At 44.3% G+C, this 22,911-nt stretch carries 22 protein-coding genes, 5 tRNA genes, 1 rRNA gene and 1 riboswitch; of the genes, 16 read left to right on the forward strand and 12 right to left on the reverse strand.

Annotated elements, in window-relative coordinates; genetic code table 11:
- Positions 1-271: 271 nt before the first annotated feature.
- Positions 272-913: an outer membrane protein OmpW gene (gene ompW, locus AC3CH4_RS19870; RefSeq protein ID WP_488543661.1), complete on the forward strand. Its 642-nt coding sequence runs from the start codon at positions 272-274 to the stop codon at positions 911-913.
- 180 nt (positions 914-1,093) lie between these two features.
- Positions 1,094-2,920, forward strand: a complete 1,827-nt coding sequence (locus AC3CH4_RS19875) for a choice-of-anchor I family protein (RefSeq protein WP_488543662.1) — start codon at positions 1,094-1,096, stop codon at positions 2,918-2,920.
- A 109-nt stretch (positions 2,921-3,029) separates the two neighbouring features.
- Here AC3CH4_RS19875 and AC3CH4_RS19880 read toward each other — a convergent pair whose 3' ends face one another.
- Positions 3,030-3,749 (reverse strand): SDR family oxidoreductase, encoded by a 720-nt coding sequence (locus AC3CH4_RS19880; RefSeq protein ID WP_010433036.1) that lies wholly within the window; start codon positions 3,747-3,749, stop codon positions 3,030-3,032.
- Positions 3,750-3,975: 226 nt separating this feature from the next.
- Between AC3CH4_RS19880 and AC3CH4_RS19885 the strand changes: the two genes are divergently transcribed.
- On the forward strand, positions 3,976-4,881 hold the full coding sequence (locus tag AC3CH4_RS19885) for a LysR family transcriptional regulator (protein WP_488543663.1): 906 nt from the start codon (positions 3,976-3,978) through the stop codon (positions 4,879-4,881).
- A 47-nt stretch (positions 4,882-4,928) separates the two neighbouring features.
- Here AC3CH4_RS19885 and AC3CH4_RS19890 read toward each other — a convergent pair whose 3' ends face one another.
- On the reverse strand, positions 4,929-5,267 hold the full coding sequence (locus AC3CH4_RS19890; RefSeq protein ID WP_004733017.1) for a winged helix-turn-helix transcriptional regulator: 339 nt from the start codon (positions 5,265-5,267) through the stop codon (positions 4,929-4,931).
- A gap of 105 nt (positions 5,268-5,372) precedes the next feature.
- Between AC3CH4_RS19890 and AC3CH4_RS19895 the strand changes: the two genes are divergently transcribed.
- Both AC3CH4_RS19895 and AC3CH4_RS19900 read left to right on the forward strand, forming a co-directional pair.
- Positions 5,373-6,140, forward strand: a complete 768-nt coding sequence (locus AC3CH4_RS19895) for an SDR family NAD(P)-dependent oxidoreductase (RefSeq protein WP_171331020.1) — start codon at positions 5,373-5,375, stop codon at positions 6,138-6,140.
- Positions 6,141-6,275: 135 nt separating this feature from the next.
- Entirely contained in the window at positions 6,276-6,929 is a 654-nt protein-coding gene (locus AC3CH4_RS19900; RefSeq protein WP_488543664.1) for a cupin domain-containing protein, read from the forward strand.
- A 78-nt stretch (positions 6,930-7,007) separates the two neighbouring features.
- Here the strand turns inward: AC3CH4_RS19900 and AC3CH4_RS19905 are convergent, their stop codons facing one another.
- A complete protein-coding gene (locus tag AC3CH4_RS19905; RefSeq protein ID WP_488544363.1) occupies positions 7,008-7,646 on the reverse strand; it encodes an NAD(P)-dependent oxidoreductase in 639 nt (212 codons plus the stop codon).
- A gap of 162 nt (positions 7,647-7,808) precedes the next feature.
- Here AC3CH4_RS19905 and AC3CH4_RS19910 point away from each other — a divergent pair, with 162 nt between their 5' ends.
- The gene (locus AC3CH4_RS19910) at positions 7,809-8,705 is read left to right on the forward strand and encodes a LysR substrate-binding domain-containing protein (protein WP_488543665.1); all 897 of its coding nucleotides are present in this window, start codon (positions 7,809-7,811) and stop codon (positions 8,703-8,705) included.
- 121 nt (positions 8,706-8,826) lie between these two features.
- Here the strand turns inward: AC3CH4_RS19910 and AC3CH4_RS19915 are convergent, their stop codons facing one another.
- Both AC3CH4_RS19915 and ribB read right to left on the reverse strand, forming a co-directional pair.
- The gene (locus tag AC3CH4_RS19915) at positions 8,827-9,675 is read right to left on the reverse strand and encodes a hypothetical protein (RefSeq protein ID WP_102551303.1); all 849 of its coding nucleotides are present in this window, start codon (positions 9,673-9,675) and stop codon (positions 8,827-8,829) included.
- 381 nt (positions 9,676-10,056) lie between these two features.
- The gene (gene ribB / locus AC3CH4_RS19920) at positions 10,057-10,713 is read right to left on the reverse strand and encodes a 3,4-dihydroxy-2-butanone-4-phosphate synthase (RefSeq protein WP_004733029.1); all 657 of its coding nucleotides are present in this window, start codon (positions 10,711-10,713) and stop codon (positions 10,057-10,059) included.
- A 211-nt stretch (positions 10,714-10,924) separates the two neighbouring features.
- Positions 10,925-11,075: riboswitch (FMN riboswitch) on the reverse strand.
- 387 nt (positions 11,076-11,462) lie between these two features.
- Between ribB and AC3CH4_RS19925 the strand changes: the two genes are divergently transcribed.
- Positions 11,463-12,209, forward strand: coding sequence for a phosphatase PAP2 family protein (locus tag AC3CH4_RS19925; RefSeq protein ID WP_065206288.1), 747 nt, complete (start codon positions 11,463-11,465; stop codon positions 12,207-12,209).
- Between the two features lie 52 nt (positions 12,210-12,261).
- Here the strand turns inward: AC3CH4_RS19925 and AC3CH4_RS19930 are convergent, their stop codons facing one another.
- From AC3CH4_RS19930 to AC3CH4_RS19945, 4 genes are all read right to left on the reverse strand, one after another.
- Positions 12,262-12,624 (reverse strand): MmcQ/YjbR family DNA-binding protein, encoded by a 363-nt coding sequence (locus AC3CH4_RS19930; protein ID WP_054546295.1) that lies wholly within the window; start codon positions 12,622-12,624, stop codon positions 12,262-12,264.
- A gap of 70 nt (positions 12,625-12,694) precedes the next feature.
- The gene (locus AC3CH4_RS19935) at positions 12,695-13,420 is read right to left on the reverse strand and encodes a sulfite exporter TauE/SafE family protein (protein ID WP_017075912.1); all 726 of its coding nucleotides are present in this window, start codon (positions 13,418-13,420) and stop codon (positions 12,695-12,697) included.
- 225 nt (positions 13,421-13,645) lie between these two features.
- Complete coding sequence (locus tag AC3CH4_RS19940; RefSeq protein ID WP_054546296.1) at positions 13,646-14,851, reverse strand: MFS transporter; 1,206 nt, start codon at positions 14,849-14,851, stop codon at positions 13,646-13,648.
- A 15-nt stretch (positions 14,852-14,866) separates the two neighbouring features.
- Positions 14,867-15,094 carry a hypothetical protein gene (locus AC3CH4_RS19945; RefSeq protein WP_171312079.1) on the reverse strand — a complete coding sequence of 76 codons (228 nt, stop codon included), beginning with the start codon at positions 15,092-15,094 and terminating at the stop codon, positions 14,867-14,869.
- Positions 15,095-15,490: 396 nt separating this feature from the next.
- Here AC3CH4_RS19945 and AC3CH4_RS19950 point away from each other — a divergent pair, with 396 nt between their 5' ends.
- Positions 15,491-16,105, forward strand: coding sequence for a DUF6198 family protein (locus AC3CH4_RS19950; protein WP_029222369.1), 615 nt, complete (start codon positions 15,491-15,493; stop codon positions 16,103-16,105).
- 135 nt (positions 16,106-16,240) lie between these two features.
- Here AC3CH4_RS19950 and sigZ read toward each other — a convergent pair whose 3' ends face one another.
- Positions 16,241-16,840 (reverse strand): RNA polymerase sigma factor SigZ, encoded by a 600-nt coding sequence (sigZ, locus tag AC3CH4_RS19955; RefSeq protein ID WP_488543666.1) that lies wholly within the window; start codon positions 16,838-16,840, stop codon positions 16,241-16,243.
- Positions 16,824-17,120 carry an ArsR/SmtB family transcription factor gene (locus tag AC3CH4_RS19960; protein WP_004733042.1) on the reverse strand — a complete coding sequence of 99 codons (297 nt, stop codon included), beginning with the start codon at positions 17,118-17,120 and terminating at the stop codon, positions 16,824-16,826. The genes sigZ and AC3CH4_RS19960 overlap by 17 nt, the downstream gene beginning before the upstream one ends.
- A 232-nt stretch (positions 17,121-17,352) precedes the next feature.
- Here AC3CH4_RS19960 and AC3CH4_RS19965 point away from each other — a divergent pair, with 232 nt between their 5' ends.
- Positions 17,353-18,453 carry a permease gene (locus tag AC3CH4_RS19965; protein WP_488543667.1) on the forward strand — a complete coding sequence of 367 codons (1,101 nt, stop codon included), beginning with the start codon at positions 17,353-17,355 and terminating at the stop codon, positions 18,451-18,453.
- 103 nt (positions 18,454-18,556) lie between these two features.
- On the opposite strand, the gene trmY is transcribed toward AC3CH4_RS19965, so the two are convergent.
- Positions 18,557-19,156, reverse strand: coding sequence for a tRNA (pseudouridine(54)-N(1))-methyltransferase TrmY (trmY, locus tag AC3CH4_RS19970; protein WP_004733046.1), 600 nt, complete (start codon positions 19,154-19,156; stop codon positions 18,557-18,559).
- Between the two features lie 434 nt (positions 19,157-19,590).
- Here trmY and AC3CH4_RS19975 point away from each other — a divergent pair, with 434 nt between their 5' ends.
- From AC3CH4_RS19975 to AC3CH4_RS20005, 7 genes are all read left to right on the forward strand, one after another.
- Entirely contained in the window at positions 19,591-20,115 is a 525-nt protein-coding gene (locus tag AC3CH4_RS19975) for a DUF3087 family protein (protein ID WP_488543668.1), read from the forward strand.
- Between the two features lie 571 nt (positions 20,116-20,686).
- Positions 20,687-22,241 (forward strand): 16S ribosomal RNA (locus AC3CH4_RS19980).
- A 123-nt stretch (positions 22,242-22,364) separates the two neighbouring features.
- A tRNA-Glu gene (locus AC3CH4_RS19985) sits at positions 22,365-22,440 on the forward strand.
- A gap of 20 nt (positions 22,441-22,460) precedes the next feature.
- Positions 22,461-22,536, forward strand: a tRNA-Lys gene (locus tag AC3CH4_RS19990).
- 26 nt (positions 22,537-22,562) lie between these two features.
- A tRNA-Val gene (locus tag AC3CH4_RS19995) sits at positions 22,563-22,638 on the forward strand.
- A gap of 25 nt (positions 22,639-22,663) precedes the next feature.
- A tRNA-Ala gene (locus AC3CH4_RS20000) sits at positions 22,664-22,739 on the forward strand.
- A 65-nt stretch (positions 22,740-22,804) separates the two neighbouring features.
- Positions 22,805-22,880, forward strand: a tRNA-Val gene (locus AC3CH4_RS20005).
- Positions 22,881-22,911: the final 31 nt, after the last annotated feature.

The following is a 22,911-nucleotide window of genomic DNA, read 5'->3' on the forward strand; positions in this document are numbered from 1 at the left end:
TATTGGCTTGCTCTATTTTGATCCGAAGAGTTCTGGGCAAAGTGAGGGGGTGAATTAACAAGATGACGCACGTGAAAGTTGCATTACAAAACTGTCAATAAAATGAAGGAATAAAGTGATCGGGTCGATATAAATTTACATAAATAATCACAACTTTTCACAAATTGATTTCCATCAATAAAGTAGGGTTATTCTGTGCTACCTTGCACGCAAAATAAGAAATGATTACTCATTCACCAATAAAGAATTAAGCCCTCAAAAGGAAATTATAATGAAAAAAACAGTATGTGGTATTGCGGTTATTGCGGCTCTTATGTCAACCAATGTTCTTGCTCATAAAGAAGGTGATTTCATCATCCGTGCAGGTGCAGCAACGGTATCTCCAAACGAAAGCAGCGGCGCTGTACTTAACAATCCAGACCTAGAGTTCTCGGTTGATTCTGATACTCAGCTTGGCCTTACTTTCGGCTACATGTTTACTGATAACATCAGTTTTGAAGTATTAGCCGCGAGCCCATTTTCTCACAGTATTTCTGTTAATGGTTTAGGTAAAGTTGCTGACACTAAACACCTTCCGCCAACGTTTATGGTTCAGTACTACTTCGGCCAAGCGAACAGCGACTTCCGCCCTTACGTGGGTGCGGGCATTAACTACACTGTCTTCTTTGATGAAGAACTTAATGGCACTGGTAAAGATGCAGGCTTGAGTGACCTGTCTCTTGATGACTCTTGGGGTCTTGCTGCAAACATCGGTATGGACTACATGATCAATGAAGATTGGTTCTTGAATGCGTCAGTTTGGTATGCAGACATTAGCACTACAGCGAAATACAAAGCGGGTGGAAAACAGTACTCAACAGACGTTGATATCGACCCATGGGTATTCATGATCGGTGGTGGTTACAACTTCTAACCCTCCCTATTAGTTTACTAAAGGCGCTCAAGCACCAGCCGCTTGAGCGTTTTTTTTGTTTATTCGCTAGCTAACTTTATTAATGAAGAATATTCCTCATTCGTAATAGATTGTTAATAAAACAGAAAGCCAACTGTCATATTCGGCTCCTATGATCTCGATTCTAATTATGGAGGATATATGAATCGTAAATTTAATAAGCTGGCTCTATTACTGCCTATCGCGGTAAGTTCTGCTCTGGTTGGGTGTTCTCAGTCAACTTCAACGTTGGTAACACCATCAACGACTGCAACATCATCTCAAACGTCACTTGATACTTTTAGCCTCCAATGCCAATCCATTCAACAACCGAACATGACAGATGCCACTCTTTCTGGAATTAGTTTGGTTGGTCGTGCTATTGCTGACGCCCCGTTTGATACTTCTGCAGCCGAAATCGTCAGCTACGATTCATGTACCGACAAGCTTTATGTGGTTAACGCTCAAGCACAAAAAGTTGATGTGCTATCGATGGACGCTGACAGCGCACCAACTTCTGAGGGCTCTATCGACCTTCAATCAGCCGCTGCGGCTTCTGGTATTAATATCGGTGCTGCGAACAGTGTATCTACTCATCAGGGTTTAGTTGCTGTCGTGATTGAAAACGCCGACAAGCAACAAAATGGCATCATTGCTCTGTATCGCTCAGACACGCTAGAGCTGATCACTACTTATACGGCTGGTGCATTACCGGATATGGTGAGCTTCTCGAAAGATGGTCACTATATTGCCTCTGCAAATGAAGGAGAGCCGAATTCGGATTACAGCATTGATCCTGAAGGCTCAGTGACACTGGTTGATTTAACCAATGGTCCTTTGCAAGCGAAAGTCACGCAGATTGATTTTAAGGCATTTAACCAAGGTCAGCCACGGTATGCAGAACTAACCGACAAGGTTCGAATCTCGGCGCCTAATGCAACCGTTGCTCAAGACCTTGAACCGGAATACCTAACGTTTGCTGATAACGGAAAGCTTTACGTAGCCCTGCAAGAGAACAATGCATTGGCAGCAATTGACGTGGCGAGTGCAGAAGTGGATGCGATTCTGGGATTAGGTGGAAAGCCTTGGGATACTGCTCAGTTGGATGCGTCAAATAAAGACAAAAACATAGGTAACCTACAAAGCTACGCAATGCTAGAAGGCCTTTACATGCCAGACAGCATCACCAGCTACAGTGTTGATGGTAACACCTACATTGTGACTGCAAACGAAGGCGACGGCCGTGAATATGGCATCAAGACGACGCAACAATTGTGTGACGACAAAGGCTTTGAGTGGGATGGTGATGACTATCAAGGCACCGAAAACTACACCACAGAAAAAGATTTTTGTATTGCTTATGTCGATGAAGTGCGTGGCAAGAAGCTAGACGTTGACGCGAACCACCCATTGGCTGGGGCACTCAAAGACAATAAGCAACTTGCTCGTCTTAAAGTGATTAAGCCACAAGAGACACTTGCTGCTGACCAAAAGGTTCAAGCATTCGGTAGCCGTTCTTTCTCTATCTGGGATGAGGCAGGCGAGTTAGTGTTTGATAGCGGTGATGATTTCGCTCGAATCGTTCTTGAGCAAGATCCTGCAAACTTCAACAGCACCAATGATAACAACCAAAGTGGTGACGATCGCAGTGATGATAAAGGGGTTGAGCTTGAAGCTATCGAAGTGGCTGAGATTAACGGTAAGCACTATGCCTTTATTGGTCTTGAACGCCAAGGTGGCATCATGGTTTACGACGTAACACAGCCTAAAACTGCAAGTTTCATCAGCTACTTGAACAACCGAGACTTTACACAACCAGTGTGCACTAAGGTTGATGAAGACGGTGATTGCGACAACGATACGTACAACGCTAAAGCGGGTGATTTAGGCCCAGAGTCAATCAAGTATTTCGCCCGTTCTGGTAACCACTTTATTGCGGTTGGGAACGAAGTAAGTGGTAGCACATCAGTTTATCGCGTTGAGTTTTAATCACGGTTACTGCGTGTAACTAGACTCAACAAAAACAAAAGCGCCACGACTTGTTAAGTCGTGGCGCTTTCTATTTATGCATCACAAATATATGCGTGATAATTAACTTCTATGGTTGTTGCTTAGTTGGTGCTAGAGCAATTTCACGGATACAAACGTTCTGTGGTTGCTGGTAAGCGAATGATACCGCGCGAGCAATATCGTCAGCTGCCAGTACGCCGCCCATGTCTTCTTTCCAAGAATCGTAACCGTCTTTGATCTCTTGAGAGGTAGTGTGCGACAGAAGCTCAGTTTCTACAGCGCCCGGTGCGATAGTCGTAACACGAACGTTTGAAGCGGCAACTTCTTCACGAACGTTCTCAGAAATAGCGTGTACCGCGAACTTAGTACCACAGTAAGCCGCGTGGCTTGGGAAAGTTTTCTTACCCGCGATTGAGCTGATGTTGATGATAGTACCTGTGTTGCGTTCCATCATCGGAGCAAGTACAGATTGCATGCCGTTTAGAAGGCCAATCACGTTCACATCGAACATTGTCTTCCACTCTTGAGCGTCTTGAGTATCGATTTGACCAAGAAGCATTGCACCAGCGTTGTTGATAAGCGCGTCTACAGGGCCAAATTTAGCTTCACCTTGTGCGATTGCTGCATCAAAAGACGCTTTGTCTGTCACGTCTACTTTTACTGATAGAGAGTTTGGTAGGTTAAGCGCTTCAAGGCGGTCAACACGACGAGCTAAAAGTAGCAGAGGGTGACCTTCATCGCTTAGACGACGAGCGATTGCTTCACCAATACCAGAGCTTGCACCTGTAATTACGATTAGTTTTTTCATTTTATTTCCTCTGTACTTTTATTGCGTCGGGTGGTTACGACGTATTGTTTAAGTGCATTTGAATCAAGTGCTTGTTGCCTTGCTTCGTTGCGATGGAGGTATATTAAGGAAAATAGCATTGTTGATATATAGCGCTTTACTTGAAACACTGTTGCGGTGGTGCAACAATAAAGGTGCACACTTTATTACTTCATCATCTTAAAATCTCACAACTAAGCTGGCGACCATGCTCAATCAAATTAACCTGTCTGATATTCGCTCCTTCGTACTTATCGCGCGTTTAGGTAACTTCACTAAAGCGGCAGAGGAGCTTGATGTGTCGCGTTCCCACGTGTCACGTCAAGTGAGTAGCTTAGAAAAACAGATGGGTGTGACTCTGTTTATTCGTACTACTCGAACCTTAAGACTGACGCATGCAGGGCAAGATCTGTACGCGAGATGTGAACAAGCTTTAGATAATATAGACCAAGCTCTGATTGCTGCTGTGGATGATGTCGAAGAAGTACGTGGCGACATAAAAGTAAACTGTGTTGGCGGTTATTTGGGTGAAGTGATCATCGCGGATTTGGTGAATGAGTTTATGCAGCTCTACCCAGACATCAGTATTAGCCTTGATTTCAGTAGCAACCGAGTCGACTTGATTGAAGACGCGTTTGATATCGCTTTTCGCATGGGAAGCTTAGAAGACGCGGGCTTTATCGCAAGAAAGCTTTTAGACATTGAGATGGGAACACTCGCGAGCCCTGAGTATTTTGCTCGCAAAGGGAAGCCAAATCACCCCAAAGATCTGATCCATCATGATTGCTTAACGGGGTCAGTGCGCAAGTGGAGCTTTCAAGCTTTGGACGACACCAAGAAAACGGTTGATGTGCATGTGACGGGCAGGTTGCAATGCAAAAATGGCCGAGTGTTGGTACAGGGCGCGAAATCAGGCAACGGAATTATTCGTGTGCCAACCATCTATTGTTTACAAGAACTCAATGACGGACAACTAGTGCAAGTGTTTGATGAGTGGGTGGTGCCGAAAGTGGACTTTTCAGCGATCTACCATCGAGACCGCTATCAACCAAGCCGAATCCGAACCTTCATTGATTTTGTAAAAGGCCGTTTTGAGCAAATACCAGTGAGCTAAATAGTGCGTGCTGTCCATTATTTGCAATAGAACGGATTAGCGTGGGCTTACATCTCGTCGATTTCGTTTTGCAGGTTTTCCAGCTGGTCTAGTATCAATAAGAACTTCTCACCAAAGGGTGTCACTTGATACTCAACTCTTGGTGGCAGTTCGTTGAACATTTGTTTATCTAAAATCCCGAACTCTACATTTCGCTTCAAACATTCATTCAATACCTTGGTCGATAATCCTTCTACTGACCGCACCATTTCACCGGGGCGATTAATGCCATTTGCCAATAATTGGTAAACCGTTAGCGACCATTTACAGCCGTAGATGGTTTCTACCATGCGAGCTGAGCGCTCTGGTGCTGATTTTCTTGAAAAAAAGTTTTCCTGATTTTTCATAAAGATGTACCAATAAGTACCTACCTAACCGATTTGTACTTACTATTCATAGTGTTAGTTCAAAGCCTAAGATTACCACGTTCACATGACTTAGGAGATAACAAAATGAACTTCACTAAAAATGGTATTGCAGTAGTAATCGGTGGCACAAGTGGTATGGGATTTGAAACAGCGAAGCAGTTAGTCGCTCAGAACATCCATGTGTTGGTTGTCGGCAATAACCCAACTAAGTTAGATAAAGCGGTGTCAGAACTTCAATCACTAGGCCACGCTTCTGGTTGGCAAGCTAACCTTTATGATGGTGCGAGTGTGTCTCGCCTTATCGAACACCTTGAGTCGTTAGATGAAGGTATTGGTTACCTTGTTAATGCTGCAGGTTATTTCAACCCTAAAGCGTTTATTGAGCACCAAGAATCTGATTACGAGCAATATATGCAGCTGAATAAAGCAACCTTCTTCATCACTCAAGCGATAAGCAAATTGATGATCAAGAACGGCGGTGGCAATGTGGTTAACGTTGGTTCTATGTGGGGTAAGCAAGCAATCAAAGCGACGCCATCTTCTGCCTATTCAATGGCTAAAGCAGGCCTGCACGCATTAACACAGCACATGGCAATGGAACTGGCTGAGCATAACATTCGTGTGAATGCGGTGTCCCCGGCTGTGGTTAAAACGCCAATTTACGAATCTTTCATTAAACCTGAAGAAGTGGATCAAGCGTTAGAAGGCTTCAACGCGTTCCACCCGATTGGTCGAGTCGGTTTACCGAAAGACATCGCCAATAGCATCTCTTTCTTACTGTCAGACAGTGCAGATTGGGTAACGGGTGCAATCTGGGATGTTGATGGCGGTGTGATTGCTGGTCGTAATTAATTAGGGTTCTTTTTAGGTGGCTGTCGCGCAGGCAAAATAGCAGCGAGATGGCCTCCTTGATGAGTATTCGCGTAGAATAAAAGCTAGAAAGATAATAAGAATAATTAAAACGATAACAAGAGTAAGGTCGCCATTATGTTCAACATGGATTTTTCAAAGAAACTGGTTATTGAAACCGAATCATTAGATTGGATTGCAAGCCCTGCCAAAGGGGTATGGCGTAAGCCTCTAGAAAGAGAAGAGAAAGAATCGGGCCACACGACCAGTGTGGTGAAGTACGATCCTGAATCTTCGTTTTCTGAGCACCCACATCCACAAGGCGAAGAGATCTTCGTATTAGAGGGTGTGTTCTCAGATGAAACAGGAGACTTCCCTGCTGGCACTTATATCCGTAATCCGCCGGGTAGCGCGCACTCTCCATCAAGCAAAAATGGCTGCACGATTTTGGTTAAGCTTAATCAGTTTGATGAGAGAGACTTAACTCAAGTTCGTATCAATACGCTAGAAACGGAATGGCTTGCAGGTATCGGCGGTTTACAAGTGATGCCACTGCATGAATTCGAACACGAGCATGTCGCTTTAGTTAAGTGGCCAGTTGGCGAACGTTTTCAGCCGCATCGTCACTTTGGCGGTGAAGAGATCTTTGTGTTGTCCGGTACCTTTAAAGATGAACATGGCGAGTATCCAAAACACACATGGATGCGTAGCCCTCACATGAGTGAGCATTTCCCTTATGTGGAAGAAGAGACCGTCATCCTAGTGAAAACAGGTCACCTGCCATTGGATTAAAGGAGTGCCCAATACAAAGATGAGAAAGCCGCATTGTTTTGAACAAGCGGCTTTTTTTAGTTTTTACATATGAGCTGACTAGTAAGCGACACCAATACGTTGGCGTGGGAACTTGCCAGATTCTAGTTCATCAATCATCGCGATAGCGTAATCGCTGACGGATATTTTGCTGTTGCCAGCTTCGTCGGTGAGTAATTGGTCGCCGCCTGTGCGGTAGGTTGACAGTTTCTCACCCGGGAAGATTTCTGCTGCAGGGCTAACAAACGTCCAGTTAACTTCGCTGTTCGATTGCTTGAACACTTCAAGAGCTTCGCCTTGTGCTAGCGCTTCGTTTTTGTAATCCGCTGGAAAATCAGGAACGGTCACTAGCGGTACATTTGGTGCTACTTCTAATGAGCCTGCACCGCCAACCCAAAGTAGGCGCTCGATACCGATGCTTGGTAATGTTGCCAGCAATTTAGTCGCAGTGTTTTTTACGATGTCGTGATTACCCAGAGCACGTCCGCCAATCGAAGTAATTACTGCATCAACGCCGGCTAGTGCGTTTGCTAGACTTGCGGCTTCGTCTTGTAAATCAAATGAACGAACTTCAATGCCTTTGGTTTCCACGCGGTTTGCATCTCTTACAACAGCTACCACATCATGACCACGAGATTGAGCTTCTTGAGCGATGTGACTACCAATCCAACCTGATGCGCCTAATACTGCAATTTTCATCATGTCTCTCCAATTATCTAATTTATTAAGTCGTTTTCTCGACAGCCATTGCAGTCTAATAGCTCACTAGGTTGCGATAAATATCGCAAAATGATGTAGATTGTATCTAGATAGTGATCTAATAAGATTCGATTAGCTGCTAAACAGTTCAAGGAGAGTGTGATGGATAGGTTGACGGCGATGCGCAGTTTTATCGAAGTTGCGAATTGTGCCAGTTTCACTCAGGCAGCTGAGCATTTGGACATGAGCCGATTACAGGTTTCACGCCATGTTCAAGAGATAGAAGGGTGGTTAAAGCAGAGGCTATTGCACAGGACCACTCGAAAGGTGAGTTTGACGGCGGCAGGGGAGGTTGCGTTACAACGTTGCGAAAAAATTCTCCACGAGACCGCAGAGCTAGAAGTCACTTCGCTCAATCAAACCGATGATCTTTCGGGGGTAATTCGAATTGCTGCACCCATTGGTTTAACTCAAAACATGCTGCTGGATGTGGTCGAACAATTCACTGAGTGTCATCCTAATGTCACGGTCGAGTTGTTTGCATCGGATCGTTTTGCTCAGTTGGTGGATGAAAGAATCGATATTGCCCTTCGCTATACCGATCAACCTGACGATAGCCTAATTGCTAGGAAGCTAATGGAAATCGATTCGGTGGTGTGCGCCTCACAAGACTACCTAGACAAACACGGTGAACCTGAAACGGTTGAAGCGCTTAGACAACATAATTGCTTTCGCCATTTGAGTGTCTCTAAGTGGGATTTTGTTAAGGATAACCAACATTATTCGGTTGAGGTGTCTGGCACCATTAAAGCCAACGATGTTGGGGTGTTAACCCGCGCCGCACAGCATGGCAAAGGGATCGTGCGATTACCGTGTGACTTAGCGAATCCATTGATTGCCAATGGTAAGTTGAAGCGGATTTTGGAAGACTTTGTTTCACCGAGCAGTGTGCTTTGGGCGGTGTATCTATCACGCAGCTATCAACTCCCTGCTGTACGTCAGTTTATTGATTTTGCAGCAGAAGCTTGGTCTAACGATATTAAATCTGAGGGTGTTTGAGGTTATATATCCTAAGTACACAAGGCATAAACATATAAATACAAAAATCCGATATCAAAGGTGATATCGGATTTGAACTCAATAATTCAGAGTTCCAGCACGCTCTCCTCTCACGAAGTCTTTACATGTAATGATGTACGGATAATCGGGTATCTATCGCCTTTTCGTTAATGTCAGGTAAAGGTCGATACAAGCTTCTGGTAATGTCCGTCAATACTTGGTCGTATACTTTTGAAACGACGGTTGATATATCGCTTGTTAATTCGTACATGCTATCTGCCGGTTGAGTTGCTTCGGTACTTGATGCGATCTCGGTGAGTGCATGCATCGCACGTGTGCAAATGGGTGACCCACTGCTTATAGGACAGATAATCGATAATTGGTTAAGTTTTCTGTGTGTCTGAGAGGCGTAGAATTTGAATCTCGCATACTCTTCTGGCTTCTCCATATCAGGGATACACATTCGTAACTTGGTCAAGATCTCCATGCAGTCTAAGATCTGTTGCCAATTCATATGGTATTCGCTACTCATGTCTTCTCGTTCAGATTGGATCAGCCAGATGATCATGACTTCATCCATCAAGAACATGCTGTGGCGAATGGTTTTACCGTGAATAGATTGGTTACGCACCAAGCTACGGTTTTGCCAATCGCTGTGCATTGCGATGAGTTTTAGATGGTAGATGCGATACATAGGACGGCTATCAAACGACACATGAGATTGAAGCAGTTCAGACACCTCAAGTATGTTGTCGTAAATCTCATTCACTTTGCGAATCGAGTCGCTAGACAGCTTATAACCAAGAGCATAATGCGTTGCGGCGCGATGTTTGCGTGATAGCAGTAATAGTTCTCTGAGTAGAACTAAGGTTTCAAACCTATGTGATAGCGCCGTTTGTCTCTTTTTGGAAAAATGAAATAGGGCAGCAAGTACTGCTATGGATAAACCAACTGAAATAATTACAAACATATTTAACTCCTAATATGTGCATACCTACTTAGTGGTAGTGCAGACGCCGTGCCAAAATCAATAAGTGTTATATTTCAGTGGTTTATGTTTTTTCTTTATTTATGGATGATCAATGATGGTGCATGACTTCACCATTCGAGTGAATGTTTCTCATATTTTGCAGGATTTTTTGAGAGGTTACGCTTTTCTTGTGATTAGGCTGGGGAGGTTTCGATAGGTAGGGACACTTCGGCGATCAATCTCTAGTTCGTCTCAAAGTACGGAAATTAAAAAGGCCTCATTCTTTAATGCTATTAACTAGAAACAGCATTAAAAAGTGAGGCCTTTCAATATTTACTAGCGATCCAATTATCGCCAGCGCGGGACACTGACGATTAAACGTTACGCAAGCTTAAGGTCGAACTCAGTGCGGTACATCACCATATCTTCAATGGTCAGTACTGGCATGTTGTGCATTTTACCGAAAGCAACGATCTCTGGCGCTTTTGCCATCGTGCCGTCTGGATTGGTTACTTCACACAGTACGCCTGCCGATTGAAGACCTGCCATTTGCATAAGATCCACAGTGCCTTCTGTGTGACCGCGGCGAGCAAGTACACCACCTTTGCGAGCACGCAGTGGGAATACGTGGCCAGGGCGAGCAAGGTCAGTAGGCTTAGCTGTTGGGTTTGCAGCTGTCTTGATCGTCGTGACACGGTCAGCGGCAGAAACACCTGTTGTTACGCCTACTTTTGCTTCGATAGTCACCGTAAACGCAGTTTGGTTTGCGCTGTTGTTATCTACAACCATAGGTGGAAGTTCAAGTTGGTTTGCTTGCTCGTCGGTTAGACACAGACACACGATGCCGCTGCATTCACGGATCATTAGTGCCATTTGAGCATTGGTTAGGTGTTCTACTGAGTAGATGATGTCGCCTTCGTTCTCGCGATCTTCATCGTCAAGTAAAAGTACGCCACGACCTTCGCGTAGAGCTTGCAGTGCGTTTTCAACGCGAGTGATTGGTTCGCCAAATTCGGCAAGTAGTGAAGACTGATTCATGGTTAAACTCCTAAAATATCACCAGAATCAGGGCTGTATGAGGGATCTCAACCGAGCACAACAAAGCCAACTCATTATAAGTCGGCTTGTACCAATCGTACTATGATTGGCTTTAGCTCATTATGGTTTTATCCAAAACGAAATGCACCCGCCTAAGTTGGAGGCATGAACCCAATAAATGGGCATGCCTTTCCAACTTAAACGAGTGTGTTTTCATTCTCTCTCATCCGGACTATGACCGTCGGCTCTGGCATCTCACCAGATCTGCTGACCTCGACGAATCGAGCGCTCGCGGGCTTATCTTTAGATTTTGCTAAGGACATACCGCCGGTGGGGAATTTCGCCCCGCCCTGAGAATAAAAATTAATAATTTGTTTTGCTTTGAAAGCAGACCAGATGGTAATCCTTTCAATAGTGGATTTAAAGGACTGACAGCAAAGTTTTTTAGATTCTGCCTTTTGAAGGCGGTAAGTGCTCATTTTATCAACGAAACAGGCATCACTTGGTTTGCATACATAGTTGTGCGTAGATTTTTGATGTTTGAAAGGGTTTTCATGTGTCTATGAACATGAGTGTGTGTCCAATTCATATCGTTGATAAAGCAAATGTTTATCAAATGAATGCTAACGTGGCTTAATAATTCAATATTGTTACACCATGACGTCTTACTGACCGTTTTGACATAAAATTGATATTAGCGCTGCTAAGCTGCGATAGCATCCGGACACTTTACCTAAAAGATCTTAGCCATGACTTCTCTGTTCTCTAACAAATCCAAAGGCTTATTACTTCTCGTTCTAAGTTTGTATTCTCTCGTACCTTTTTTGATCTTTGGATCGAACTTTGACCTTGGAAGTGCGGTTTTGCCTTTCTATGGTGCCTTCATGACGTTCGTGACGTACTCAGCAGGCAATCAAGGATTCTTGGTAACGCTAGCTGTTTTGTCTCTGGCATTGCTCACGATGAAGTTTTCCAAAGCTAAGCTAGTCAGCCTGTGTCTGCAGCTTGGCCTGTTGTTGGTTCTTAGCTTTGCAGCGAAAACCTTCTTAAAGCATTCAACAGAAAGCCCTCGACCTTATTCTGAGTATTTGGTGACGCAAGAAGTTGTCGAAATGCCAGAAGTGTTTTATGAACTGCCACTGGTAGAAAAGAACGCAGCGATTGCATCTGTGCAAGATAAGGTGAGTGAGTGGCGAACGCGCCACTGGTTGGGTGAGACTGACTATTCTTTCCCATCTGGACACATGATTTTCGTCGGTGTGTGTTTGGCGTTCTTCGGTGGATTGTTTTTAGAAGCGAAGCGTTTTTATTTGGTAGGTGGTTTACTGGTTTGGGCTGGTGGTGTCGCTTACAGCCGAGTTTGGCTTGGCATGCATCGCCCAGAAGACTTAGCCGGATCTATCGCTTTTGCAGGTCTTATCTATCTATTGGTGCCGCTTATCTCAGAGCAAAAAATAGAACGCTATTTACCTGCATTTTTGAAACAGACTTCTTAGGGATTCTTCCTCACTCCGAAAGAGGGCTCAGATTAGCAATACGTGATAAACGTTATTGATTGAGCCCTAGTTCTGCTTGTTTCTTTTTGGTTAGCCCTAATGAAACAATTCGGTGTGATTCAGTGAGGTAGTATCTCAGCTCCTCATCCCTTTCTGATGTGCTTTCAAAAAGCTGAATCCACTTCATTCCGCGCGAAGCAAAGTAGGGAGCAGGTTTATAGCCCAGTTCTTCTTTCAGAAAGTCGAAGTTCTGATCGGATGCCTTAAAGATAAACGCAGGCTCGTCGTTAGGCCCCCAACCACCAATCGCAAACACCTTCCCACCTACTTTCCAAACGTGAGAGTTATTCCACTGCATCACATAGCTGGTGGCAGGTAGTGACTCGCAGAATGCATTGAACTCGTCGTATGTCATAGGAGTGTCCTTTCAATAGATGGGTGTGTTGGAACTGTGCTTATTTCTTTATCAGCGTTTTCGTTATGAACTAGCCAGCTAAGCCCTGCCAGATAGCAGTAAAGCCACTGATAGAACATAACAATAAAGAACCGATACGTATCTTCTCTTTTGGAATGCTTTGCGTGGTCATTAACGCCACTTTGTAACCCAACCAAGCCGCAGGAAGCAACGGGATTGTGATAATCAAATGGTGCATCGTGAAGAAGCCAATTGGGATCTGTACCAGTAATGAAATGATAGAACTAAACACGAAAAACGCAGAAAGGTTACCACGAAGTTGATTGGCATCTTGGTGCTGAAGTAGTAACGCCATTGGTGGACCACCAATACCTGAACTGGTGCCAAAGAATCCTGAGAAGAATCCAGCAATGCCCATCTTGGTCGGTGTTGGCTCTAACCTAAACGGCAGCAAGCTGACAATCACCGCAAATACCACTAATAAGCCTAACCACAGAGACAACACGCTCGTTGAAACCATCACTAACAAAGCACCACCTGCAATCGACCCCGGAATGCGTCCAAGCAGTGCAATTTTTAATCCGCCGATAGAAATGTTTGCTCGGTGTTTAAATGCATTGAATATAGAAATGAACAGGCCAACGAGACAAATAGGCGCGGGTACGTAGTCAGGTGAGACTAAAAACAGCAGTGGGGCTGCCACAATAGCCAAGCCAAAGCCGATTGCGGTTTGCACAAACGAGCCGACAAAAATGAGTGCCATCGCGATAAGTACTGTCTGATCTATGTATTCCATAAGCCTGCGGATTAATTTTAAAGGAGCTAACGAATACTATAAATTAAAACGAAAAGAATAGTCTTATTATTCAGTGAGGTTTATGCAAATATCGACCTTTATTATTGTCGATATAACGGGCAACGAAAAAGAGAGCGAATACCTCAGGATGTTATCCTTCAATACTCACTCTCTTTATTGGAATGACTGTTGGTTTTTAGCTGATGGGGGAGTCAGCGTTAAACGTTAAGCCATTGCCAATTTCAGGCGTTCAATAGGCTTGTCATTAATGGGTAAATGGATAAGCGCAGCCGCAAATGCCAGTATCACTGTTGACCACCAGATTGGCTCGTAAGATCCGTAGTAATCGTAAATACGACCACCAACCCAAGCGCCTAAGAAACTACCCACTTGGTGAGTAAAGAACACCAAACCGTACAGAGTAGATAGGTAACGCGCACCGAAGATCTGACGAACTAGTCCAGAGGTGAGTGGTACCGTTCCTAACCAACAGAAACCAATCGCCGCACCAAAGATAGCAGCCGTTGATTCAGTTACAGGAAGAGTCACAAACGCACCAATAACTACAGTACGAACTAAGTACAGTGCCGACATTACATGACGCTTGCTGAACTTATCGCCCATCACACCCCAGAAATAAGACCCGAAGATGTTGAAAATACCCACATAAGCCAGTGCCATTGCTGCACTGCTCGCGGGTAGGTTTTTGTCGGCTAAGTAACTCGGTAAGTGCGTCGCAATGAACATCACGTGGAAACCACACACGAAGAAGCCTGCGTGAATTAACCAATAACTTTTGTTCGCAAATGCTTCAGACAGCGCTTCTTTTAGTGTCTGAGTGTCTTCTACTTGTTTATTGGTTGCCGACTTCGGCGCTCGCATAAACAGGGCAAAAGAGATCATGAAACAACAAAGCACGCCAAATACTTGCATCGCACTTTGCCAGTCGAATTCGTTCAACATGTATTGTGCGCCTGGAATCACAGCGAACATGCCAAACGAACCTGCTGCTGTGGTTAAACCAAATGCCTTAGCCGCGTGCTCTGCAGGTACTACTTTTGCTACTGCACCTAACACGATCACATAGCTTGTCGCACTCAATCCAAGGCCAACGAGTGCGCCCAATGAAACGTAAAGCATGCTTGATTCGGTAGAAATTGAGGTAAGAAGTAAACCCAAACCGTAAGCACATGCGCCAGCAATAATGATGCGTCTTGCTCCCCATTTGTCTGCGGCCATACCCACAAAAGGTTGGAACACACCGAACAGCAGGTTTTGTAGAGCAATAGCGAAGCTGAAAAACTCTCGCCCCGTGCCGAAATGCTCTGAAATTGGCATCATGAAAATGCCGAATGATTGTCTGATCCCTAGACTGATAATAAGTGTGCCGATCCCAAGCCATACCAGTAAAGGAAAACGGAAAATGCTCATTCTAATACTCTTAAATTAATGGTGGTGATGTGAGTGGTCTTGCGCTGACATGTGTTGGTCAGTCATCTCATGGTGATGTTCGTGTCCAGAATGCTCATGCGCTGACTGCTGGTGGCATCCACTGCTAACGGCATGCTGAGCCAAGAGATTAATCAATGGCTGACTGTGATGCACAATAACCAAACTAATGACGAGGAATAGCGTCATTCTGGCCAGTTGGGCAAAAAGAGATTGTGAAAACATAAGGTGTTTACATGCGCTCAATGTTGTAAGAAGTCGCGCATCATAATGACGAGTAGTGTATGTATCAAATGACCTTTTGTGATTTAGTCTATGCGTTTTATGCATATATTTAAGCATCGTTAGAATCAGGGCGAAACGTGACCAATAAATAGGAAAACTCGAAGCTCACTCATTCAACGATAGAAGCATGCAATTAATAATGAGAGCCTAGCTGCAGGTTTTTAACTACCTGTTTAATTGAAGATTTCACAAAACTGTAAAAACTAATATACAAACTAATCACTAAGCAACATTGGCCGTTCACTCGACTTATCTGTCAAACATCGTAAATTTGGGCGTAAATCGTTTCAAAACTACTGAAACGCGATGTTCAAAGATTCAGGGAGAGTCATTCACATGGATAAAGATCATAATCTTCGCGAAAACTTATTGGCACTGCTCTTAGGTAGCGCACTGGTTTCACTTGGCGTTATCTTTTTCAATCAAGTCGGTTTGCTCACCGGAGGCACGGCTGGTCTAGCGATCTTCATTACCAAAGTAACAGACCTAAGTTTTGGTCAAGTGTTCTTCGCGCTCAACTTACCTTTCTATATTTTGTCGGTTGCTCGTATGGGCTGGCGTTTTACCATCAATACCTTTATCGCGGTTTCGATTGTTTCGTTCGCTGTGGACCATTTGTATCACGTGATTCAGATTGCCGAAATTCATGCACTGTATGCAGCTTTAATCGGTGGTGGCTTGATTGGTACCGGCATGCTGGTGATCTTCCGTCATAAGATGAGTTTGGGTGGCTTCAACATTTTGGCGTTATTCTTACAAGAACGTTTTGGTATTCGAGCGGGCAAAGTTCAGATGGCGTTAGACTGTACGATTGTAGTGCTTTCACTGTTTATTGTTGACGTGTCACTGGTTCTATTGTCTGTGCTTGGTGCGATAGTCACCAACTTGATTCTAGCGATGAACCATAAACCGGGGCGCTATCAACCGGTCGTCAAAGCGGAAGCAGCGTAGTAAGTGGAAGCAGAGTAGTTAGGTTCGCTCAAGCACTAGGTTAGCTTAAGCAAAGTGATTTGCAGATTATAAAAACAACAAAGCCAGCATCAATTGCTGGCTTTGTTCATTTCAATAACTATTTCGATGTAGCCATTAGCAGTTGCTGCAATCGTTGTCTGGCTTGAGCTCGCAGTCAATCACATTGCCTTGTTGATCAAGTGACAGGTTACAACACTCTTCAAACAGGTTTTTAAGATCCCCGCGACTTTTCTGAACACGAGACTTAACGGTCGAGTAGCTGATGTTTTGAGTCTCTGCGATCTCTTTTTGGCTTTGGCCTTTTATGTCGACAGCAAGCAGTAATGATGAACTTTGTTCAGGTAGCGCCTGAATAAAGGGTTCAATACATAATGAAAGCTTCTGTTTGAACTCGGAGTTATGGTCTAAATCGGTGAACCATAGATCTTCAGCATCAATTTGGCTGTCACGTTGTTGTCTAGCATGCTTACGGTAAAAGTCGATGATCGTGTGATTGGCTAATTGGAATAGCCACGATTTTACGCTGCTTGTATCTTGGACTTTGTCTAGGTTTTGATAAGTCTTAATCAAAATCTCTTGAAGCAAGTCGTCTACATCGGCGGTGTTGCTGACCTTAGAATGCAAGAATGACTTTAACGCTTGCTGATACTCAGCCCAAACCTGTTCTAAGTCCAAAGATGCCCTATTCAAAGGTGCATTAGTTGCACTGTTCATTTACGCAACACTCGTCTTGTAAGAAATCAATCACGCCTTCTAGACATTCATATTCCGCCACGCAGAATAACGTTCTTCCTTCTCGTCTTTGGCTGATTAGTCCTGCCGATGCCAAGCTTGATATGTGGTGAGAAAGGGTAGACCCCGGAATTCCGAGCTCTTCTTGTAGGCCGCCAACCGCAATGCCTTGGTAGCCAGCTTTAACGACACTCTTATAAATAGTTAGGCGAATAGGGTGACCCAACTCTTTAAGTGCTTTCGCAACGACTTCTAAGTTCATATTAACTCCTCAAGATTTAATTTCGATGTTAGTCGAAATGTAGTCCGAATACAAATGTAAAAATAGTGATTCTATAACTTATTGAAAATTATTCCTTTTAAAAATTAATTCGATTTTTATCGAAATAAATCTTGATCTGTTACGAAATATTTCTATAATTCGAGAATATTCGAAATTAAGGGTTGGTTACTTTCCTCATAGAGTCCCGCCTTAAATCCAGTTTGGAGTTATTATGAGCAATGAAATGTTAACAATGCTAAAAGACGCACTTGATATGTTCGCTTTCTTAGCAGCAGAGCTAATCATCCTTTTCTTGGCGATCAGCTACATTGTTGGGATTCTGCAAGAGTTTCTTACGCCAGAAAAGATTCAATCTATCTTGAGCTCACGTAACGGTAAGGGCTATGTGGTTGCAGCACTATTGGGTGCGATTACGCCTTTCTGTTCATGTTCGACGATTCCTTTCCTAAAAGGATTGCTGCGTGCAAGAGCAGGTTTTGGTCCAATGATGGTGTTCCTATTCGGTAGCCCACTCTTGAACCCGGTGATCATTGGCTTGTTCGTGATTACGTTCGGCTGGCAAGTGGCTGTGTTCTACTTCTTAGTCGCAATGACGGTATCGGTAGTCGCAGGTTACGCACTTGAGAAGCTTGGCTTTGAGCGTTACGTAAAACCTGAAGCGTATGAATCGACAGGTTCTTCTTCAAGCTGTGGGACTAGCTGTGATGACTCTGCCCCTAAGAAAGCAGTACCTGCTAAAGCGGAATCTTCATGTGGTACAAGTGCATGTGGTGAGCCTGCACCTGTAATGGCAAAAGAGACATCTTGCTGCGATTCGAAAAAAGAAGAACCACAAGTGACTGTGTCATGTTGCTCAACGGATGGAAGCGCGACGGCTGAAATCGTAGAGAAGAAAGAACCTAGCCGTTGGATGAGAATTTGGTTCTCAACTTGGAAAGACTTCAAACAAGTATTCCCTTATCTAATGATGGGTATCGCGATTGGTTCATTCATCTACGGCTTCATTCCTACAGACCTCATTGCACAGTACGCTGGTGAAGGTATGTGGTATGCGATTCCAGTAGCAGCCGTGATTGGTATTCCACTGTACATTCGTGCTGAAGCGGTAATCCCACTAAGTGCAGCTTTAGTACAAAAAGGTATGGCGTTTGGTTCAGTAATGGCATTGATCATTGGTAGTGCAGGCGCAAGTTTAACGGAAGTTATCCTGCTTAAATCAATCTTTAAGAATCAAATGATTGCAGCATTCCTATTCGTTATCCTAAGCATGGCGATGGGTGCAGGTTTCTTATACAGCTTTATCTTTGGTTAATCAGTTCTGATTACGAGATAACACCATTGATAACAAGACATCGATAATAAAAAAGAGCTCACATAGTTGAGCTCTTTTTGCGTTGAGACTATTAGTTCGGAGATTAGAAACCGCGAATATCAAGCTCATTGTTGATCAACACAACGCACTGAGAAGCAAACAGCATGTTTGGACCCAAGCTGATTTTCTCTGTCCCTAAACGCTTCAAGCTATTGTAGCTTTTCTTCGGCATAGGGATATGGTCAGTTAGAAGGAAACATGGGTTTTCCGCAATCTCTGCATCACGGATAAAGTCGCCTTTCTTATCCATCATGTACAGCTGGTGGTCTTCAGCTAACTCTTTAACCAACTTTTCAAAGCTCATCGTACGAACAGTGATACCGGGTTCAACCTGACGAGTTTGCTCTTTTGTCATACCTTGAGAAGCATCAACCGCACGCACTACCGCTGACAACAATGCAGACTCATGAAAGCCACCAATGTTGGTGATTTCATTGGAATCGAATGTAATGGTACGTGAAAAGTCTTTAGTACTCTCTAGCACAAGGTGCACGGTGACATTCTCACGGTGAGATTGAGCAACGAAGATCGTGTTCATCAGAGTATGAGCCAGAATCTCGGTATGAGCGTCTTGTCCAACACCCTCTAAGATAAGTTTACTCTCTGTAGGGGCTGCGCGAGCGCGTAATACAAATGAACGCATGGGATGTACCTTGTCAGTATGTGATAAAGCGAAACAGGCTTTATCAGCATGAATTGATGAATAACCAAAATTATGGCGGTATGTAACTCTTTTCTATTAATGAAGTCAAATGGAGTTATGTATAGTACTGATCAGAAGAGCTTTACGTATTAAATAGAGAGTGACCACATTACAAGACGGTAAAGGTTGAAGTGAACCAAGGTTTACATAGATAGTATGCGCAAATTATTAGGCGACTTATACCAATCACAGTAAGTAAGTGATCATAAACAGTGCAGGAAAAAGGCTTGAAAACAAGGCGGCTCTATTCGACAAAGAGTTTCGATAAGTAGTTATTCTACAATCAAAATTTCTAACGCAGTTATTGAGCGTTTTAACCAGCTAGGATGAACAGTTATTTACTACGATTGGTATTACATATAAGGAAGTAGTCGATGAAGTTACAGAAGATTAATAAAGAAGAATATAGAAAGAAGATGAACCTGCTGTTGGTTTCATTGGTTGGGTCACTCGCCTTGTTTGCTATCGTATTTGGTAGCATTCTGATTGAACTTTTTGGTTCAGCTGGATCCGCTACTGGAGAAGCGACAGGCAATTTCCATTTGAATGTACTCGGGGTGATTTTATCAGTTGCCTTGAATGGGTTTATTGCGAGTCGTTTGAAAGGGCATGATTACTTTAAAGAAGCGCTTTATGTGTGGAACCTTAAACAAATTCACAATCAAATCTACCGTAAGCTTAAGCGTATTCAACCAAAAGCTGAGCAAGGCGACCGAGAAGCCTTAACTATCCTTTACTTCTATTACACTACGCAAAAACAGGTATACGACCTAGATAACAATACATTGACGATTAAAACGGTTCAGCAATCGCTAGATAACATAGCGGAGCTAAGTGAAAAGTGGAGTATCGAACTGGATATAGAGGCATTCTCGAAAGATCTAGTCGCAAAATTCTAAGTTATATGCTCTTGATTGTATGAGCTTTAACCTGTGAAAGAGGGTTTTGACGTAAAAGTAGCCGCTTAAGCAACTTTTTTGAATTTTCATTAAAATAGGGGTTGCCATGTTTTCGATGTTCTCTATAATGCCGCCTCACTGACACGGCAGACGCCACAAGGCTTCAGCGGTAATCAGTAAGACGGAAAGTTCGAAAGAAATTAATTTTAAAAAGTGTTTGACACTTAAGATTAAATCGCTAGAATTCACGTCCGCTTTCAAGGGTTTCTTTGTAAAAAGAAAGTTTCGACAAGCAAAGCTCTTTAACAATTTAAACCTATCAATCTGTGTGGGCACTCGTTGATGAATATCAAAACGTTTTATCTTCCCTTTTATTAAGAGAAGTAAAACAGATTCCTCGGAATCAACTTTGGTTTCAATGAACTGAGTGACCAATACGAATAACTACTTTCTCTTGTAGAAAGAAGGTATTTGGCACAGTCAATTCATTATCTTTCTGTTGGAAAGATAATAGCTTTAGAATTACTTTTTGTAGTTTTGAAGTCAGTATTCATTGAGCCGACAAGATCTTAAATTGAAGAGTTTGATCATGGCTCAGATTGAACGCTGGCGGCAGGCCTAACACATGCAAGTCGAGCGGAAACGACACTAACAATCCTTCGGGTGCGTTAATGGGCGTCGAGCGGCGGACGGGTGAGTAATGCCTAGGAAATTGCCTTGATGTGGGGGATAACCATTGGAAACGATGGCTAATACCGCATAATGCCTACGGGCCAAAGAGGGGGATCTTCGGACCTCTCGCGTCAAGATATGCCTAGGTGGGATTAGCTAGTTGGTGAGGTAATGGCTCACCAAGGCGACGATCCCTAGCTGGTCTGAGAGGATGATCAGCCACACTGGAACTGAGACACGGTCCAGACTCCTACGGGAGGCAGCAGTGGGGAATATTGCACAATGGGCGAAAGCCTGATGCAGCCATGCCGCGTGTATGAAGAAGGCCTTCGGGTTGTAAAGTACTTTCAGTTGTGAGGAAGGGTGTGTAGTTAATAGCTGCGCATCTTGACGTTAGCAACAGAAGAAGCACCGGCTAACTCCGTGCCAGCAGCCGCGGTAATACGGAGGGTGCGAGCGTTAATCGGAATTACTGGGCGTAAAGCGCATGCAGGTGGTTCATTAAGTCAGATGTGAAAGCCCGGGGCTCAACCTCGGAACTGCATTTGAAACTGGTGAACTAGAGTGCTGTAGAGGGGGGTAGAATTTCAGGTGTAGCGGTGAAATGCGTAGAGATCTGAAGGAATACCAGTGGCGAAGGCGGCCCCCTGGACAGACACTGACACTCAGATGCGAAAGCGTGGGGAGCAAACAGGATTAGATACCCTGGTAGTCCACGCCGTAAACGATGTCTACTTGGAGGTTGTGGCCTTGAGCCGTGGCTTTCGGAGCTAACGCGTTAAGTAGACCGCCTGGGGAGTACGGTCGCAAGATTAAAACTCAAATGAATTGACGGGGGCCCGCACAAGCGGTGGAGCATGTGGTTTAATTCGATGCAACGCGAAGAACCTTACCTACTCTTGACATCCAGAGAAGCCAGCGGAGACGCAGGTGTGCCTTCGGGAACTCTGAGACAGGTGCTGCATGGCTGTCGTCAGCTCGTGTTGTGAAATGTTGGGTTAAGTCCCGCAACGAGCGCAACCCTTATCCTTGTTTGCCAGCGAGTAATGTCGGGAACTCCAGGGAGACTGCCGGTGATAAACCGGAGGAAGGTGGGGACGACGTCAAGTCATCATGGCCCTTACGAGTAGGGCTACACACGTGCTACAATGGCGCATACAGAGGGCAGCAAGCTAGCGATAGTGAGCGAATCCCAAAAAGTGCGTCGTAGTCCGGATTGGAGTCTGCAACTCGACTCCATGAAGTCGGAATCGCTAGTAATCGTGAATCAGAATGTCACGGTGAATACGTTCCCGGGCCTTGTACACACCGCCCGTCACACCATGGGAGTGGGCTGCAAAAGAAGTGGGTAGTTTAACCTTTCGGGGAGGACGCTCACCACTTTGTGGTTCATGACTGGGGTGAAGTCGTAACAAGGTAGCCCTAGGGGAACCTGGGGCTGGATCACCTCCTTATACGAAGATAGTCACGATGAGTGTCCACACAGATTGATTAGGTTTAGAAAAGCAAAGAGAAGAAGAACTCCCAAGGTTCTTCAAAGTTTGTTTCTACTTTTTAAAGTAGAGATAAATTGCAGTGTCCCGTTCGTCTAGAGGCCTAGGACACCGCCCTTTCACGGCGGTAACAGGGGTTCGACTCCCCTACGGGATACCACTTCCTTCAAGAAGTAAAAAGGGTCGTTAGCTCAGTTGGTAGAGCAGTTGACTTTTAATCAATTGGTCGCAGGTTCGAATCCTGCACGACCCACCATTTCCTCCCAAGGAAATAAAAATTTGGGGCGATTAGCTCAGTTGGGAGAGCACCTGCCTTACAAGCAGGGGGTCACTGGTTCGAGCCCGGTATCGCCCACCATTTCCTCCCAAGGAAATAAAAATATGGGGCTATAGCTCAGCTGGGAGAGCGCCTGCCTTGCACGCAGGAGGTCTGCGGTTCGATCCCGCATAGCTCCACCATTCTTTCTCCATGAAGAATGGCTTTTATTTTCACTTTTTGAAAGTGAAGACAAAAGAACTATCATGGGCGATTAGCTCAGTTGGGAGAGCACCTGCCTTACAAGCAGGGGGTCACTGGTTCGAGCCCGGTATCGCCCACCATCTTTAAACATTCTTTGATGACAACAGTCTA

The organism is Vibrio sp. QJM3NY_26, from assembly GCF_057786005.1.

Coding starts and splice junctions, on each gene's coding strand:
- ompW (WP_488543661.1), top strand. CDS start 272: ATGAAAAAAACAGTATGTGGTATTGCGGTTATTGCGGCTCTTATGTCA.
- AC3CH4_RS19875 (WP_488543662.1), top strand. CDS start 1,094: ATGAATCGTAAATTTAATAAGCTGGCTCTATTACTGCCTATCGCGGTA.
- AC3CH4_RS19880 (WP_010433036.1), bottom strand. CDS start 3,749: ATGAAAAAACTAATCGTAATTACAGGTGCAAGCTCTGGTATTGGTGAA.
- AC3CH4_RS19885 (WP_488543663.1), top strand. CDS start 3,976: ATGCTCAATCAAATTAACCTGTCTGATATTCGCTCCTTCGTACTTATC.
- AC3CH4_RS19890 (WP_004733017.1), bottom strand. CDS start 5,267: ATGAAAAATCAGGAAAACTTTTTTTCAAGAAAATCAGCACCAGAGCGC.
- AC3CH4_RS19895 (WP_171331020.1), top strand. CDS start 5,373: ATGAACTTCACTAAAAATGGTATTGCAGTAGTAATCGGTGGCACAAGT.
- AC3CH4_RS19900 (WP_488543664.1), top strand. CDS start 6,276: ATGTTCAACATGGATTTTTCAAAGAAACTGGTTATTGAAACCGAATCA.
- AC3CH4_RS19905 (WP_488544363.1), bottom strand. CDS start 7,646: ATGAAAATTGCAGTATTAGGCGCATCAGGTTGGATTGGTAGTCACATC.
- AC3CH4_RS19910 (WP_488543665.1), top strand. CDS start 7,809: ATGGATAGGTTGACGGCGATGCGCAGTTTTATCGAAGTTGCGAATTGT.
- AC3CH4_RS19915 (WP_102551303.1), bottom strand. CDS start 9,675: ATGTTTGTAATTATTTCAGTTGGTTTATCCATAGCAGTACTTGCTGCC.
- ribB (WP_004733029.1), bottom strand. CDS start 10,713: ATGAATCAGTCTTCACTACTTGCCGAATTTGGCGAACCAATCACTCGC.
- AC3CH4_RS19925 (WP_065206288.1), top strand. CDS start 11,463: ATGACTTCTCTGTTCTCTAACAAATCCAAAGGCTTATTACTTCTCGTT.
- AC3CH4_RS19930 (WP_054546295.1), bottom strand. CDS start 12,624: ATGACATACGACGAGTTCAATGCATTCTGCGAGTCACTACCTGCCACC.
- AC3CH4_RS19935 (WP_017075912.1), bottom strand. CDS start 13,420: ATGGAATACATAGATCAGACAGTACTTATCGCGATGGCACTCATTTTT.
- AC3CH4_RS19940 (WP_054546296.1), bottom strand. CDS start 14,851: ATGAGCATTTTCCGTTTTCCTTTACTGGTATGGCTTGGGATCGGCACA.
- AC3CH4_RS19945 (WP_171312079.1), bottom strand. CDS start 15,094: ATGTTTTCACAATCTCTTTTTGCCCAACTGGCCAGAATGACGCTATTC.
- AC3CH4_RS19950 (WP_029222369.1), top strand. CDS start 15,491: ATGGATAAAGATCATAATCTTCGCGAAAACTTATTGGCACTGCTCTTA.
- sigZ (WP_488543666.1), bottom strand. CDS start 16,840: ATGAACAGTGCAACTAATGCACCTTTGAATAGGGCATCTTTGGACTTA.
- AC3CH4_RS19960 (WP_004733042.1), bottom strand. CDS start 17,120: ATGAACTTAGAAGTCGTTGCGAAAGCACTTAAAGAGTTGGGTCACCCT.
- AC3CH4_RS19965 (WP_488543667.1), top strand. CDS start 17,353: ATGAGCAATGAAATGTTAACAATGCTAAAAGACGCACTTGATATGTTC.
- trmY (WP_004733046.1), bottom strand. CDS start 19,156: ATGCGTTCATTTGTATTACGCGCTCGCGCAGCCCCTACAGAGAGTAAA.
- AC3CH4_RS19975 (WP_488543668.1), top strand. CDS start 19,591: ATGAAGTTACAGAAGATTAATAAAGAAGAATATAGAAAGAAGATGAAC.